General features: G+C 72.9%; 13 protein-coding genes. 1 reads left to right on the plus strand and 12 read right to left on the minus strand.

What is annotated here, in order from left to right; genetic code table 11:
* The first annotated feature begins 57 nt into the window (after nt 1–57).
* Nucleotides 58–330 (plus strand): DUF6343 family protein, encoded by a 273-nt coding sequence (locus ACF9IK_RS06865; protein WP_395293340.1) that lies wholly within the window; start codon nt 58–60, stop codon nt 328–330.
* 84 nt (nt 331–414) lie between these two features.
* Here ACF9IK_RS06865 and ACF9IK_RS06870 read toward each other — a convergent pair whose 3' ends face one another.
* From ACF9IK_RS06870 to ACF9IK_RS06925, 12 genes are all read right to left on the minus strand, one after another.
* A complete protein-coding gene (locus tag ACF9IK_RS06870; protein ID WP_395293341.1) occupies nt 415–1,821 on the minus strand; it encodes an aspartate aminotransferase family protein in 1,407 nt (468 codons plus the stop codon).
* Nucleotides 1,811–3,721 carry a 1-deoxy-D-xylulose-5-phosphate synthase gene (gene dxs, locus ACF9IK_RS06875; protein ID WP_395293342.1) on the minus strand — a complete coding sequence of 637 codons (1,911 nt, stop codon included), beginning with the start codon at nt 3,719–3,721 and terminating at the stop codon, nt 1,811–1,813. Before dxs ends, ACF9IK_RS06870 begins: the two co-directional genes overlap by 11 nt.
* Nucleotides 3,722–3,841: 120 nt before the next feature.
* The gene (hpnH, locus tag ACF9IK_RS06880) at nt 3,842–4,867 is read right to left on the minus strand and encodes an adenosyl-hopene transferase HpnH (protein WP_395293343.1); all 1,026 of its coding nucleotides are present in this window, start codon (nt 4,865–4,867) and stop codon (nt 3,842–3,844) included.
* Nucleotides 4,868–4,869: 2 nt separating this feature from the next.
* Nucleotides 4,870–5,559, minus strand: coding sequence for a 1-hydroxy-2-methyl-2-butenyl 4-diphosphate reductase (locus ACF9IK_RS06885; protein WP_395293344.1), 690 nt, complete (start codon nt 5,557–5,559; stop codon nt 4,870–4,872).
* Nucleotides 5,556–7,589: a squalene--hopene cyclase gene (gene shc, locus ACF9IK_RS06890; protein WP_395298488.1), complete on the minus strand. Its 2,034-nt coding sequence runs from the start codon at nt 7,587–7,589 to the stop codon at nt 5,556–5,558. The genes ACF9IK_RS06885 and shc overlap by 4 nt, the downstream gene beginning before the upstream one ends.
* A 64-nt stretch (nt 7,590–7,653) precedes the next feature.
* Nucleotides 7,654–8,742, minus strand: a complete 1,089-nt coding sequence (locus ACF9IK_RS06895) for a polyprenyl synthetase family protein (RefSeq protein WP_395293345.1) — start codon at nt 8,740–8,742, stop codon at nt 7,654–7,656.
* 137 nt (nt 8,743–8,879) lie between these two features.
* Nucleotides 8,880–10,313: a hydroxysqualene dehydroxylase HpnE gene (gene hpnE / locus ACF9IK_RS06900; protein WP_395293346.1), complete on the minus strand. Its 1,434-nt coding sequence runs from the start codon at nt 10,311–10,313 to the stop codon at nt 8,880–8,882.
* Between the two features lie 175 nt (nt 10,314–10,488).
* Nucleotides 10,489–11,346: a presqualene diphosphate synthase HpnD gene (gene hpnD / locus ACF9IK_RS06905; RefSeq protein WP_395298489.1), complete on the minus strand. Its 858-nt coding sequence runs from the start codon at nt 11,344–11,346 to the stop codon at nt 10,489–10,491.
* Nucleotides 11,347–11,387: 41 nt separating this feature from the next.
* Entirely contained in the window at nt 11,388–12,317 is a 930-nt protein-coding gene (gene hpnC, locus ACF9IK_RS06910) for a squalene synthase HpnC (protein ID WP_395293347.1), read from the minus strand.
* Nucleotides 12,318–12,660: 343 nt separating this feature from the next.
* A complete protein-coding gene (locus tag ACF9IK_RS06915) occupies nt 12,661–13,470 on the minus strand; it encodes an ABC transporter ATP-binding protein (protein ID WP_395293348.1) in 810 nt (269 codons plus the stop codon).
* Complete coding sequence (locus ACF9IK_RS06920; protein WP_395293349.1) at nt 13,463–14,404, minus strand: ABC transporter permease; 942 nt, start codon at nt 14,402–14,404, stop codon at nt 13,463–13,465. The genes ACF9IK_RS06915 and ACF9IK_RS06920 overlap by 8 nt, the downstream gene beginning before the upstream one ends.
* 184 nt (nt 14,405–14,588) lie before the next feature.
* On the minus strand, nt 14,589–15,434 hold the full coding sequence (locus ACF9IK_RS06925; protein ID WP_395298490.1) for a glycosyltransferase family 2 protein: 846 nt from the start codon (nt 15,432–15,434) through the stop codon (nt 14,589–14,591).
* Nucleotides 15,435–15,470: the final 36 nt, after the last annotated feature.

A 15,470-nucleotide genomic window follows, 5' to 3' on the forward strand; every position in this document is an offset into this window, starting at 1 on the left:
CCGCCTCCGGCCCCGGACGTACGCTGGAATCGTAGACCGCCGAAGGAGGTGACGGGCGTGCGCACCACGACTCCGCGCCGGTGGCGGAGCGGCACCGAACCCGCCACCGCCCGCAGCGATCTCAAGCTGCGCTACCTGCTCTCGCTGACGTTCACCCCGCTGTTCGCCATCGCCACCGTGGCCTTCGCCATCTGGGCCGCCAACGCCCCCGAGTACGGCGCCCCCAGCCGGGGCACGCTCATCGGCTTCGCGGTGGCCTGCGGGATCCTCACCCTGTTCGCCGTCGTCGATCTCGTCATCGTCGTCCGGCGTCGCCGGACCGAGCTCTGACGCGGTGTCTCCCCCGGCGGGGGAGGCCGGGCCCGCCAGGTCTCCCCCGCCACGGTGTCCGCAGGACGGCGCACCGGACGTTCCCTAGCGGTTGCCGACCGCCTGCTTCACGAGTGTCCGGCCGAAGTCCCACATCAGCCCGCTCCCCCGGTGAGCGTCGTCCATCACGTCGACGAAAGCGTCCATGAACCGGTCGACGTCCCGCTCGGTGATGATCAGCGGCGGAATCAGTTTGATCACCTCCAGGTGGTCCCCGGACACCTGGGTGAGGATCCGGTGCCGCTGCAGCAGCGGGACGACCACCATCTGCGCGAACAACCCCTTCCGGGCGGCCTGCAGCGCCGTCCAGCCGGTCCGCAGCTTCAGCGACTTCGGCCGGCCGAACTCGATGCCGATCATCAGGCCCCGGCCGCGGACCTCGGCCAGCAGCTCGTACCGCTCGACCAGCGCCGCCAGCCGCCCGCGGAACAGGTCGCCGATCCGGCCCGCGTTCTCGACCACCTTCTCGTCCCGCATCACCTCCAGGGTGGCCAGGCCCGCCGCCATCGCCTGTGCGTTGGAGCCGAAGCTGGCCGAGTGCACCAGCACACGGTCCATCGAGGAGTACACCTTCTCGAAGATCCAGCTCTTGCCGAGCGTCGCCCCGACCGGCACGTAGCCGCCGGAGAGCGCCTTCGCCGCGCAGACCAGGTCCGGCAGCACGCCCTCCTCGTGCTGGTAGGCGAAGAAGTCTCCGGTCCGGCCGACGCCGGTCTGCACCTCGTCGCAGATCAGCAGCGCCTTGTGGGCGTGCAGCAGCTCCTGCGCCTCGCGCAGCCAGCCCGCCGGCGGCGCCTGCACGCCCTTGCCCTGGATCGGCTCCACGATCAGCGCCGCGACGTCGCCCTTCTTCAACTCCTTGGCCAGGGCCGCGAGATCGCCCAGCGGGACGGCGGTGTCCGGCAGCAGCGGCTCGAAGCCCTTGCGGAACCCGCTCTCCCCGTTGACCGAGAGCGCGCCGGTGGTCAGCCCGTGGAAGGCGTGGTCCGCGTAGAGGATCCGCCGGCGCCCGGTCGCGTACCGCGCGAACTTGAGTGCCGTCTCGACCGCCTCGGTACCGCTGTTGCCGAAGAAGACGCGGTCCAGGCCGGGCGCGTACGAGAGCAGCCGTTCGGCGAAGAGGCCGGGCAGCGGAGAGCAGTCGAAGCGGACCAGGTCCGGCAGGTCGAGGTCCATCACCTGCTGGATCGCCGAACGCACCACCGGGTGGTGGCGGCCCAGCGCGAAGATGCCGAACCCGGCCAGCATGTCCAGGTACTCGTTGCCCTCGGCGTCGTAGAAGTACGGCCCCTCGGCGCGCTCGTAGTACTTGTCGAATCCGATCGTGTGCAGCATCCGCGGCAGCTGCGGATTCAGGTAGCGGCTGTGCAACTCGTACCGCTCGGCGCCGCGTTCGGCGATCAGGGCGGCGAGGTCGAAGCGTGGACCGGTTCGGTCGGGGTCAGCCGGCATGGCGCTGTTTCGCTCCTCGGGTCGGTAGCAGGTTCTTGGCGAAGGCGGCGGTCTGGGCGGCGACGCCGGTACCGGTCAGGCCGCTCTCCTCCAGGATCTCGCCGCGGGCGGCGTGCCCGAGGAACTCCTGCGGCAGGCCGAGGACCCGTACCGGGACGTCCACGTCGGCGTCCTGCAGCGCCTGGGCGATCGCGGCGCCGACGCCGCCGGTGCGGCCGTTGTCCTCGACGGTGACGACCAGCCGGTGCTCGGCCGCCAGCACGGCGAGGGCCGGGTCGACCGGCTTCACCCAGCGCGGGTCGACGACGGTCGCGGTGAACCCCTCGGCCAGCAGCAGCCGGGCCGCGTCCAGCCCCGCGCCGGCCGTGGTGCCGATCGTGACCAGCAGGATCTCCGGCAGCTCGCCGGTGCGCAGCAGCACGTCCACGCCGCCGATCCGTTCCATCGCCGGGACGGCCGGCCCGATGTTCGCCTTCGGGAAGCGGACCACGGTCGGGGCGTCCGCGACGTCCACCGCCTCGCGCAGCTGTGCCCGCAGCTGGTCGGCGTCGCGCGGCGCGGCGAGCCGCAGACCGGGGACGACCTGGAGGATCGACATGTCCCACATGCCGTTGTGGGAGGCGCCGTCCGGGCCGGTCACGCCGGAGCGGTCCAGCACGAAGGTGACGCCCAGCCGGTGCAGGGCGACGTCCATCAGGACCTGGTCGAAGGCCCGGTTGAGGAAGGTCGCGTAGACCGCCACGACCGGGTGCAGCCCGCCGGTGGCCAGCCCGGCCGCGCTGGTCACGGCGTGCTGCTCGGCGATGCCGACGTCGAAGGTCCGCTCCGGGAACGCCTTGGCGAACTTGGCGAGCCCGACCGGTTGGAGCATCGCGGCGGTGATCGCGACCAGGTCCGGCCGTTCCGCGCCCAGGGTGTACATCTCGTCGCCGAACACGGACGTCCAGGAGACCCCGCCGCTGGGCGAGATGGGCAGGCAGGTGTACGGGTCGATCGGGCCGACCGCGTGGAACCGGTCCGCCTCGTCCTGTTCGGCCGGGCGGTAGCCGCGGCCCTTGACGGTCAGGCAGTGCACGATCACCGGACCGCCGAAACCGCGGGCCTGGCGCAGCGCCTGCTCGATCGCGGGCAGGTCGTGCCCGTCGATCGGTCCGAGGTACTTGAGCCCGAGGTCCTCGAACATGCCCTGCGGGGCGAAGGCGTCCTTGAACCCCTTCTTGGCGCCGTGCAGTGCGTCGAAGATCGGCTGGCCGACCAGCGGGGTGCGTTGCAGCGCTCCCTTGCCGAGCGCGAGGAAGCGCTCGTAACCCTGGGTGGTGCGCAGCGTGGCGAGGTGGTTGGCCAGGCCGCCGACGGTCTTGGCGTAGGAGCGCTCGTTGTCGTTGACGACGATGACCAGTGGCCGGTCCCGGGCCTCGGCGATGTTGTTGAGCGCCTCCCAGGCGAGCCCGCCGGTGAGGGCGCCGTCGCCGATGACCGCGACGGTCTGCCGGTCGTACTGGCCGAGCAGGCGGGCAGCCTTGGCCAGGCCGTCCGCGTAGGACAGCGCGGTGGAGGCGTGCGAGTTCTCGACCAGGTCGTGTTCGGACTCGGAGCGCGAGGGATAACCGGAGAGCCCTCCCCTGCTGCGCAGTTTCGAGAAGTCCTGCCGCCCGGTGAGCAGTTTGTGGACGTAGCTCTGGTGGCCGGTGTCCCAGACGATCCGGTCGTAGGGCGAGTCGAAGACCCGGTGCAGGGCGATGGTCAGCTCCACCACGCCGAGGTTGGGGCCGAGGTGGCCGCCGGTCCGGGTGACGGCGTCGATCAGGAAGTCGCGGATCTCGTCGGCGAGGAGCGGTAGCTCGGCGGCCGGGATCTTCCGCAGGTCGGCCGGGGACTTGACGCTGGAGAGCAGTGACATGTGTTCACCTCACGACTCGGGGTGGTGCGGTGGTTCCGGTGGTACCCCTGGTGCGGCGGTACCGCTGGCGCAGGGGCCGCCCGGCCCGGGAGGCCGTTCCCGTGCCGGGCGGGGGTGCGATCAGCGGCCGCGGTTGGCGCCGACGGTGTCGGTGATCGCGCGCAGTGATTCCTTCAGCGAGCCCATGGTGGCGAGGACGGCGGTCGGCTCGTAGCCGCAGTGCGCCATGCAGTTGGCGCAGCGGGCGTCCCGGCCGCGGCCGTACTTCGACCAGTCGGTCTCCTCGATCAGCTCGCGGTAGGTGGCGACGTAGCCGTCCGCCATCAGGTAGCAGGGGCGCTGCCAGCCGAAGAGCGAGTAGTTGGGGATGCCCCAGGCGGTGCACTCGAAGTCGACCTTGCCCTCCAGGAAGTCCAGGAAGAGCGGGCTGTGGTTGAGCCGCCAGCGGCGCCGGTTGCCGCCGGCGAAGGTCTTGCGGAAGAGCTCGCGGGTCTGTTCGACGCCGAGGAAGTGCTCCTGGTCGGGAGCCTTCTCGTAGGCGAATGCCGGGGAGATCATCATCTCGTCGACCTGGAGTTCGTCGTTGAGGTAGTCCAGGACGTCGATGATGGTCTGCGGGGTGTCGGTGTTGAAGAACGTGCTGTTGGTGGTGACCCGGAAGCCGCGCCGCTTGGCCTCCTTGATCGCCTCGACCGCCTCGTCGAAGGTGCCCTCCTTGGCCACCGAGGCGTCGTGCCGCTCGCGCAGCCCGTCGATGTGCACGGTGAAGGTGAAGTAGGGCGAGGGCTTGAACCTGTCGAGCTTCTTGCGCAACAGCAGCGCGTTGGTGCAGAGGAAGACGTACTTGCGGCGCGCGACCAGCTGCCGCACGATCTCGTCGATCTGCGGGTGCATCAGCGGTTCTCCGCCGGCGATCGAGACCATCGGCGCACCCGACTCCAGCACCGCGCCGACCGCCTGCGCGACCGGCATCCGCTGCTTCAGCACGCCCGCCGGGTGCTGGATCTTGCCGCACCCCTCGCAGGCCAGGTTGCAGGCGAAGAGCGGTTCCAGTTCGACGATCAGCGGGAACTTCTCCCGCCGCCTGAGCTTCTGCTGCATGAGGTAGGTGCTGACCCGCACGGTCTGGCGCAGCGGCATGGCCATGGCTAGCTCGCCTCCTGGGGGATCGAGGGTGTGGGGTGGGTGAGGGTGCCGGGTGCCGGGCGCCGCCGGTCCGGCCGGTTCTGTCCGTGCCAGTCGACCAGCCCGGGCACGGCGGCCCGCAGCGTGCGCCAGGCCCGGACGCCGGCCGGCAGGGTGCCCGGTCGTAGCAGTTCGTGCTCGGGGGTGTCGACCACCACCCGCAGGACGGCCGCGGGCAGCACCGGCCGGAGCTCGTGCAGGGCGGCGAGGACGGCGGCGGCCTCCATGTCGACGGCGAGCGCCCCCTGCAGGTGCAGGGCACGCCGTTCCAGGCCGCGCACCACGTGGTCGGCGGTGTGGTGGGTGCCGGTGTGGGCGGTGAGGCCGCGCGCCCTCAGGGCCCGGGTGAGGTCCGGGCCGGAGTCGACGGCGAAGTGGTTGCCCTCGGCGTCGCGCACCCCGTCCGCGACGATGATGTCGGCGGGGGCCACGCCGGGCCCGACGGCGGCGCCGAATCCGGCCACCACGACGGCGCCGTAGCCGCCGGGCGCCGAGGTGAGCAGCCGCCGTACGGCGTGCGAGGCGCGCCGCCGCCCGACGCCGGTGCGCACGAGCACCGGTGGACCGCCGGCCGCGCCGCGCCAGTCCCCTCCGCGCAGGGCCCAGACCTCGGGGCCGAGCGCGCAGAGCACCAGCAGCGGGGCAGCGTTCACCGGGCCGCCCCGATCGCCGGGGTGCCGGTGGCCGGACGGCCGGTGCCGGGGTTGCCGTGCAGGTACCGGCCCAGTGCGGTGACCGGGAAGACCAGCCGGTACAGGTGGTAGTTGATGGAGAAGTCCCATGGGAAGCCGGTGCCGGTGAACTGTGGTTCGTCCCAGGTGCCCTCGGGCAGCTGGGTGCGGACCAGCCAGTCGACCCCGCGCTCGACCGCCGGGTTGGCCCGGCCGTCGGGGCCCTCGCCGGCCGCGAGCAGGGCCATCAGGGCCCAGGCGGTCTGCGAGGCGGTGGAGTCGCCGCGCCCGGCCCAGCGGACCGGGTCGTCGTAGGAGCGCATGTCCTCGCCCCAGCCGCCGTCGGTGTTCTGGCGGTCCTCCAGCCAGCGGACGGCGCGGCGGATCGCGGGGTACTCGTCCGGGACGCCGACGGCGACGAGGGCGGGCAGCACCGAGCCGGTGCCGTAGATGTAGTTGGTGCCCCAGCGGCCGAACCAGGAGCCGTCCGCCTCCTGGTTGCGCAGCAGCCACTCGACGCCCCGGCGGGTGCGCGGGTCCTTGGCCTTGCCGACCTCCGCGAGCATCTCCACCACGTGCGCGGTGACGTCGGCGGACGGCGGGTCGACCACCTCGCCGAAGTCGCAGAAGGGCAGTTTGTTGGGCAGGGTGCTGGTGTTGTCGACGTCGAACGCGCCCCAGGCGCCGTTCTTGGACTGCATGCCGAGGTTCCAGCCGACGCCGCGGTCGACCGCTCCGCCGACCTTGGCGGGGTCGGGGTGGCGGACCCGGCGCAGCGCGAGGACCACCTCGGCGGTGTCGTCGATGTCGGGGTAGGTGTCGTTCTCGAACTCGAAGGCCCAGCCGCCGGGGCCGAGCGAGGGCCGTTGCACCGACCAGTCGCCGCGCCGGGTGATCTCCTCGGCGAGCATCCAGTCGACGGCGGAGACCAGGGCGGGGTGGTCGGCCGGCAGCCCGGCGTCGACCAGGGCGATGGTGGCCAGGCAGGTGTCCCAGACCGGGGACTGGCAGGCCTCCAGCCAGCGGCGGCCGTCCTCGGTGTGCACGGTGAAGCGGTCGAAGGAGGAGAGTCCGGCCTGCATCACGGGGTGGTCGAGCTCGTAGCCCTCCAGGTGCAGGGCGATCAGCGAGTAGACGGCGGGCGGCTGGATGCCGCCCCAGCAGCCGTCCGCCTCCTGGCGTTCGACGATCCAGCGGCAGGCCTGGGAGACGGCGAGCCGGCGCAGCGGGCGCAGGGCCCGGCGGTGGTAGGCGTGCAGGACCTTGTCCAGGCGTTCGAAGACGCCGTCCCAGCTGGTGGCGGGGGCGAGCGGGCGCTCGGGGAAGGGGTGGTCCGGGTCGGTGTGCAGCTCGGTGAGCGGGAACGGCGCGGGGCGGACCGGGCGGTGGGCCGAGACGATGGTCAGCGGCACGATGGTCTGGCGGGCCCAGCAGCCGAAGGCGTAGATGTTCAGCGGGAGCCACTTGGGCAGGAACATGATCTCGGGCGGCATCTCGGGCAGCCGTTCCCACGGCCACCAGCCGAAGAGTGCGAGCCAGATCCGGGTGAAGACCCGGGCGGCCGCGATGCCGCCGGCGGATCTCACGTAGCGGGCGGCGGCGGCCATGTGCGCGTCGTTCGGGTCGTCGCCGGCCAGTCTGAGGGCGACGTAGGCCTCGACGGTGGTGGAGAGCTCGGGCGGCCCGCCGTGGAAGGTGGACCAGGTGCCGTCCTCCCGCTGTTGGGAGCGGATCCACTCCGCGGTGGCCTTGGTCTGGTCCTCCGTCCGGATCCCGAGGAACTGCCGGAGCAGTAAGTCCTCCGCGTCCATGGTGACGTTGGTTTCCAGGTCTCCCTTCCACCAGCCCTCGGAGCTCTGCAGCGAGAGCAGGTGGGTGGTGGCCCGGGCCAGGGCCTCCTCGGCGGAGGCGGGCCCGGGCGGCTGGTCGGGCGCCTCGGCCGCCCGTACCGGCTCGGGCCCCGCGGGCTGCCACCGGCCGGCGCTCAGCAGCGCCGGCGGGCGGTCGCCCACCGCGACCGGCTCGGAATCGTACTCAGGGTCGAGCCGGCCGTCCGCGGTAGATGTCAACGTAACGTCACCTCTCTCGTACCACCACGAATTCGGCGAGTGCGACGAAGTGCTCACGCACTGCGTCGGGCATGGGTACCTCGTCCAGGGCGGCGAGGGCAGTCGTGTGCTGGCGGCGGGCCTCTTCCTGGGTCCAGGCGCGGCCACCGGCCTCCTCGATCAGGGCGGCGCGGGCGGCGAGCTCGGGCTCGCTCTCCTCGCCGCGCCCGGTCGGGTCGGCCAGCTGCTCGGCGAGCTTGCGGGAGGCGGAGCCGCCCTCCGCGAGGGCTGCGGCGACCGGCAGGGACTTCTTGCGCTGGCGCAGGTCGCCCCAGTGCGGCTTGCCGGTGACCTCGGTGGCGCCCCAGATACCGAGCAGGTCGTCCACCGCCTGGAAGGCCAGGCCCAGGTGGTGCCCGTAGCGCTCCAGCGCGCCCGAGACGCGGTCGTCGGCGCCGGCCAGGACGGCGCCGATCGCCGAGGCGGCGGCGAGCAGGGCGGCGGTCTTGCCTCCCTCCATCTCCAGGCACTCGTTGACGGTGACGCTGTCCCGCTGCTCGAAGGCGACGTCCATGGCCTGGCCGTCGATGAGCTTGCGGGTCGCGGTGGTGAGCAGACGGACGGCACGCGCGGCGTCGGTGGCGCTCGCGTCACCGGAGGTGGCCGCGTCGAGCAGCACCTCGGTACCGAGCGTCGCCAGTGCGTCGCCGACCAGGATCGCCTGGGCCGGACCGAAGACCGTCCAGGCGGTGGCCCGGTGCCGTCTGGTCTCGTCACCGTCCATCAGATCATCATGGAGCAGGGAGAAGTTGTGCACCAGTTCAACAGCCACCCCGCCGGGCACCCCGGCCTCGGACGGAGCACCCGCGGCCTGGGCGGAGAGCAGCGCCAGGGCCGGGCGGACGGCCTTGCCCCCGTCCCCCGCGGACGGCGTGCCGTCCCGGTCGATCCAGCCGAAGTGGTACGCGGCGACGGTGTCCATCGGTGCCGCCAGACGGGCGACGGCGGCCTTCAGCGGCGGGGTGCAGAGCGTTCGGCTACGGGCGAGCAGTTCCGGCACCGAGACCGGTTCGGCGTGCGCCGTGCCTCCGACGGCAGTGCCGGTGCGTGACTCCACGTGCGTTCCCTCTCCCTGGTGGTGCCGGGCCGCACGGGACGGCCGGGCGCTTGCGATGTCGATGAGGCCGGTACGGCCGACGGCGACGGACCCGCCGGCTCTCGCGGGGTCGCCGGGGCCGGCGGCGGGGCCCTGGGTCACCTGGGCCACCTCCCGTCGCCCCGGTCCACCGGGAGCCGGGCGCCGGCCGCGGCCGGCGCCGCGTCGGCCGCGGCGTGGCCGCTGCGGACGGCGCCTTCCATGGTGGCGGGCCAACCGGTGGCCGTCCACGCGCCGGCCAGCAGCAGGCCCGGGACCCTCGTCCGGGCGGACGGGCGCACGGCCGCGGTGCCCGGGGCCGGGTCGAAGGTGGCGGTGCGCTCACGGGTGACGAAGAAGTCCAGCACCTCGGCACCACCCGCGGCCGGGAGCAGACGGGCCAGCTCCGGCAGGTAGCGGCGGCGCAGCTCGGCCACCGGCAGGTCGATCTCGTCCTGCACGGCGGACTGCGAGAGGGCCAGGTACTGGGCACCGGCGTGCGCCCGACCGAGCGCGGAGCCGGCCAGACCGGAGTGCTCGGTGCGGTCGAAGACCCACTGCACCGGCGAGCCGAGCGCGGCGAAGAACGGCCGGCGCAGCACCTTGCGGTCGTAGACCACGTGGACGTTGAGGATCGGCGCGGTGCCGAAGCCGGCCAGCCGGTCCTGCCCGGGGACGGCGTCGGGCGGCAGCAGTGCGGCGGCGGTGTCCTGCGCGCCGGCCAGCACCACCGTGTCGGCGGTGAGCAGCTCGCCGCCCTCCAGCCGGACGGCGTGCTGCGGCGAGGCCGGCTTGAGCTCGACGGCCCGGGCGCGCAGCAGCACCGTGACACCGGCGCGCTCCAGTTCGGCGAGCGCCCGGTCGTGGTGGATCCGGCCGAGCGGGACGGCCGCCATGCCGATGTCGGAGGCGCCCGGATCGGAGAGCAGGCCGGTCTTGAACACCATCGCGGCCAGCGCCAGCGACACCTGGTCGGCCCGGGCGTTCAGGGTGGCCACGCCGACCAGGTCCCAGAGGGCGGCGACGGTCCGCTCGTTCTGCCCGTTGCCGCGCAGCCAGGCACCGAAGGAGACGGTGTCCAGGGCCGGGTCGGCGAGGTCCAGGCCCTGCAGCGCGAGCGCGCCGCGGACCACCCGGGCGCGGTCGGCCGGGCCCAGGTGCGGGTAGCGGGCCAGGCTGCCGGCCAGGTGGAGCGGAACGGGCAGGCCGGCCCTGCGCAGCCGGCCCAGGGTGCGCTCGGGGGCGCCCTCGGGGCCGGAGACGCCGAGCACCGGCACGTCCAGCCGGTCCTGGAGGTGGACCAGCCGGCTCGCGCCGAGGCGGTCCAGCAGGCCGCGGTAGGCGGTGCAGCAGCGCAGGTAGACGTGCTGGCCGTTGTCGACGGTCAGCTCGCCGCGCTGGAACGAGAAGGCCAGGCCGCCCAGCCGGGGGCGTCCCTCGACCAGGGTGACCCGGTGGCCGGCCTCGGCCAGCCGCAGCGCGGCGGTGATGCCCGCGAGGCCGCCGCCGACGACCACGGCGGCCGGGCACGCGGCGTCGGCTCGCCCGGTCATCGGCCCTCCCCCTCGCGTCCGGCGCCCGGCCGGACGGCGGCCGGGGCGTTCGTGGTCAACCCGGTCGTGGCCGAGGCGGCCGCGCCCGGCACGGTCGTGCCCAACACGGTGGACAAAACGGCTCCACCCATCAGTGATTCCCCGCTGACACAGCGTGACAGAACTGCGGCAAGAATCAAGAACGCCCCCCGGCGAGCCCGGAAAGCGCCACGTACGCCTTCTCCCAGCCCGGCAGCGAGACCCGGCCGCGCAGCACCGACTCCGGGTCGGCGGCGATCCGGCCGAGCAGCCGGTGGTAGATGCCGGCCATCGCCGCGGTACAGGCGCGGCTGCGGCGGTCGAGCATCGGCAGCAGCCGCAGGCCCTCCTCGAAGGCGGCCTGGGCCCGGCCGGCCTCGAAGGCCACCAGGCCGGCGAAGTCCGCTCCGGCCGGCGGCCTGGGCAGCGCGAAGCCCTGCTGGCAGCCGAACCGCACGAGGTCCTCGGCGGGCAGGTAGGTCCGGCCGTTCAGGGCGTCCTCGCGCAGGTCGCGCAGGATGTTGGTGAGCTGCAGCGCCAGGCCCAGAGTGTCGGCGTACGCCGCGCCGCGCTCCGGGTCGTCGCAGCCGTAGACGCCGAGCGAGAGCCGGCCGATCGCACCCGCGACGCAGCGGCAGTAGACCTTGAGCTCCTCGTACGTCTGGTACTCGGCGCCCTTGAGGTCCATCTCGACGCCGTCGATCAGCTCGTCGAAGCCGCCGAGCGGGATCGGGAAGCGCCGGGCGGCGTCGGCCAGGGCGACCTTGATCGGGTCGGTGTCGTCCTCGGCGACCACGCCGGCCCTGATCTCGTCCAGCAGCTCGCGGGTGCGCAGCAGCGCCTCGGCCTTGCGGTCGTCGGGGAGGTCCCCGTCGCCGATGTCGTCGACCCGGCGGGCCAGGGCGTACAGGGCCGACATGGCCAGCCGCTTCGGCTCCGGGAGCAGACGGATGCCGTAGCTGAAGTTGCGGGCCTGCAGTCCGGTGACTGCCTCGCAGTACCGGTACGCCGCCATGACCTGCGCCGACGCCAGTGGTGATGCCGCCACTCGGGCGTTCACCTTCCCTTCGCGAAGATGGCCGCCGCCTTCGCTGCGAGGCGGCGCTTGTCCGGCTTCGCCTGCTGGGCGAGCACGTCGTACCCGGCGTCCTCGATGGCCGCCAGGGCCGCGTACCCCCCGGCGGTGAATCCCGCCAGGAGCAGTCGAAGCCTCCCCCGAACCGTACCTACCAATGGCGCGCCGCGGTCGAGCAGGGTGCGGGCCCGGTCGGCCTCGAAGGCGATCAGCTCGCGGACGGCGCCGCTGGCGGTCGGCGCGGCGAGCTCGGCCTCGGTGACGCCGAACCGGGCGAGGTCCTCGGCCGGCAGGTAGATCCGGCCGTGGGAGAGGTCCTCCGCGACGTCCTGGAGGTGTTCGACCACCTGGAGGGCGCTGCAGACGGCGTCCGAGAGCTCGATCCGCGCGGGGGTGGAGACGCCGGCGATGGCGAGGACGAGGCGGCCGACCGGGTCGGCGGAGAGCGTGCAGTAGCCGATCAGGTCGTCGTAGGTGGCGTAGCGGGTGGTGGTCTGGTCCACCCGGTTGGCCTCGATCAGACGGCGGAACGGCTCCGGGGTCAGCCCGTGCCGGTCCACCACGGGGACGAGGGCGCGCAGCAGCGGGTGGCGGGGGGTCTCGGCGGCCGCGGGGTGCAGGACGGACTCGAAGACCCGGTCGAGGTCCTGCTCCAGCCCGTCGAGCAGCGCGAGCCGGAAGACGGTCTCCGCCGCAGTGGGCGGGCCGCTCTGGGCCGAAGGGGTGGCGGGGGGCCGTTCGGCCACCCCGAGCAGCCGGGCGGCGCCGGCCGGGTCGGCGAGGTCGCCGTCGCCGGCGTCGTCCACCAGCCGGGCGAAGCCGTAGACGGCCATCAGGTCGCCCCGCCAGGCGGCGGGCAGGAAGAACGGGGCGACCGGGAAGTTCTCCGCGTTCGCCTTGTCCAGCGTCACCCCCGTCGAACGGTCCGCTGGCTCACTACTGGGCTGGGCCGAAGCCGACACTGCAGTCACTCCCCCGTTCTACACCGCTCCGCACTCCCGGCCCGAGTCGGACACGCGTCCGATACCGGGAGTCCCGTACGACACACCACTCCCGCGTCTACAGCGTGGCACCACCGACCGCGCCGGAGAAGGGCGCCCCGCCCGGCGCACCGGGCGCTCACCCGGCCGGCGGCGGGCCACCCGGGCGACGCCCGGAAGGCGCCCGACGCCCCGCGGGCGGGCCCGGGAACGCCGCAAGGGCCGGTGACCGGGTGTCCCGGTCACCGGCCCCGTGCGTGCGGGCCGGGCGGCGCTAGGGGCGCTCGCCGCGCTCGTACCGGCCGACGACCTCCTCGGTCGGGCCGTCCATGACCAGCTCGCCGGCCTCGATCCAGATGGTCCGCTCGCAGACCTCGCGGATCGAGGCGTTGTCGTGGCTGACCAGGAAGACCGTACCGGCGGACTTGCGCAGCTCGTCGATCCGGGCCTTGCTGCGCTGCTGGAACGCCTGGTCACCGGTCGCCAGCGCCTCGTCGATCAGCAGCACGTCGTGGGTCTTCGCCGCCGCGATGGAGAACCGCAGCCGGGCGCCCATGCCGGAGGAGTAGGTGCGCATCGGCAGGGAGATGAAGTCGCCCTTGTCGTTGATGCCGGAGAACTCGACGATCTCCTGGTAGCGCGCCCTCACCTGGGCGGGGGTCATGCCCATCGCCAGGCAGCCGAGCACCACGTTGCGCTCACCGGTGAGCTCGTTCATCAGGGCGGCGTTGACGCCCAGCAGCGAGGGCTGGCCGTTGGTGTAGATGCCGCCGCGCTCGGTCGGCAGCAGGCCCGCGATGGCCGCGAGCATGGTCGACTTGCCGGAGCCGTTGGAGCCGATCAGACCGATCGCCTCGCCCTTGTAGGCGGTGAAGCTGATGCCCTTGACCGCGTGCACCTCGCGCACGCCGGCGGCGCGCTTGCGGCTGATGATGCGGCTCATCGCGGAGGTGGCGCTGCCCTTGCCGGAGCCGGCGCCGTGCACCTTGTAGACGATGTGCACGTCGTCGACGACCACGGTGGGCTCGCGGGCCACGTCGGCGTCCTGGACGGACAGGTCCTTGCGCAGGTCGATGTCAGCCACGGCCGTACTCCTCCTCGGCCTTCCAGAAGAAGACGTATCCGACGACGAACATCCCGACCGCCCAGGCGATGGCGAACTTCCACTGGTGCGGCGGGAAGTCCTGGTGCTGGGCGACGTGCTTGTTGTAGATGACGGGGGCCAGAGCGTGCCGGACCAGGTCCATGTAGACCGAGGCCGGGTTGAGCTGCATCACCTTCTGCCAGAACTCGGGCCAGCCGTTGATCTTGTCCTGGATGCTGAACATCACGCCGGACAGGAACATCCAGGCCCGCATCGCGAACGGGATCAGCTGCGAGATGTCGCTGGTCTTGGAGCCGATCCGGGCCATCACCAGGGCGATGCCGGTGTTGAACATCGACTGCAGGAGCAGCGCCGGGACCACCAGGACCCAGGTGCGGCCCGGCGCGATCCCGCTCGCCAGCACGACGCCGACCAGCACGACCAGCGAGATCAGCAGTTGCTGGAGCTGGATCACCGTGAAGGCGATCGGCAGCGAGGCCCGCGGGAAGTGCAGGGCGCGGATCAGCCCGAGGTTGTCGGAGATCGCCCGGGTGCCGGACTGCACCGCGTTCTGGGTGAACTGGAAGACGAAGACGCCGATGCAGAGCCAGGCGGTGTAGGTGCCCTCGGGGAACCCGTCCTTGTTCTTGAGGATCACACCGAAGACGAGGTAGAAGACCGCGCAGTTCAGCAGCGGGGTCACGACCTGCCAGAGCTGGCCGAGCTTGGCGTCGGTGTACTGGGCCACCAGGCGGGCGGTCGCGAAGGCCCAGATGAAGTGCCGGCGGGCCCAGAGCTGCTTGGTGTAGGCGACCAGGCCGGGTCGTCTGCCACTGACCGCCAGGCCGTACTTGTCCGCAAGCTGCTTGGGGGTCAGGCCTGCGTCCGCCCCCCTCGGGGCTGAGAGGCTGACGGGTTCACTCACTGTCGACACATTCGTCCTTCGCGCGGGATCGGGTCGGGGCGGGCCGGTCGGCGGGGGTCCGCCGGCCTTTCGCCGAGGGGGATCCACTCGGATCACGGGGGTTGCGGCCGGTGCTGGTCCACCGGCCGGTGCGATCGGCCTGCCCTGCGGCTCGCGACGCAGCGGCAGGCCGTCGCTTCGGTCGTCCGACGGATCAGACGACCGGCGGTCGGCCCAGCCTGGTCAGTTGCCAAACGGTACGCCATCGCATGGGCCGCCGCTTACCGCAGGGTTCGCGCCAGCCCGCCCGGAACCCGCCCCACCAGGCCTTCAACGCCTCCTTGGAGGGACGGCGGGCCAGCGTGAGCAGGAACCAGGTTCCCAAGTAGAGAGGCACCAACAGGGCCGGAAGGTTCCGCCGGGCCAGCCAGACCCTGTTCCGCGCCACGTTGTGGAAGTACGCGGCGTGCCGGGCGGGCGAGGTCGCCGGGTGGTACAGCACCACGTCGGCCCGGTAGTCGATGGCCCAGCCGGCGTCCGCCGCGCGCCACGCGAGGTCGGTCTCCTCGTGCGCGTAGAAGAACTCGGCGGGCAGCTGCCCGGCCTGCTCGAACACCGTGCAGCGCACCGCGCTGGCGCCCCCCAGGAAGGTGGTCACCCGGGACGAGCGCAGCGGGTCGCTCGCCCGCAGCCGGGGGACGTGCCGGCGCTGGGTGACGCCGGTCTCGGGATCGGCGATCCGGAAGCTGACGATGCCCAGCCGCGGGTCGGCCGTGAAGGCCTCGCGCAGCAGCCGGGCCGAGTCGGTGCCCGGCAGCAGGCCGTCGTCGTCCAGGAAGAGCACCGCGTCGACGTCCCGGCCGTCCCTGCCGAACAGCTCGATGCCGACGTTGCGCCCGCCCGGGATGCCGAGGTTCTCCGGCAGCTCGACGCTGCGCACGTCGGCGGGGAGGGACGGCAGCGGGGCGCCGTTGGCGACCACGGCCAGCTCGACCCGCGGGCCCTCCTGGGCACGGACCGAGGCGATCAGGGCGTTGAGCTCCTCCGGCCGGTTGCCCATGGTGATGATGACCGCGCCGAGCCGGAAGGTGTCGGC

Source organism: Kitasatospora hibisci (assembly GCF_043950205.1).
Lineage (GTDB): Bacteria > Actinomycetota > Actinomycetes > Streptomycetales > Streptomycetaceae > Kitasatospora > Kitasatospora hibisci.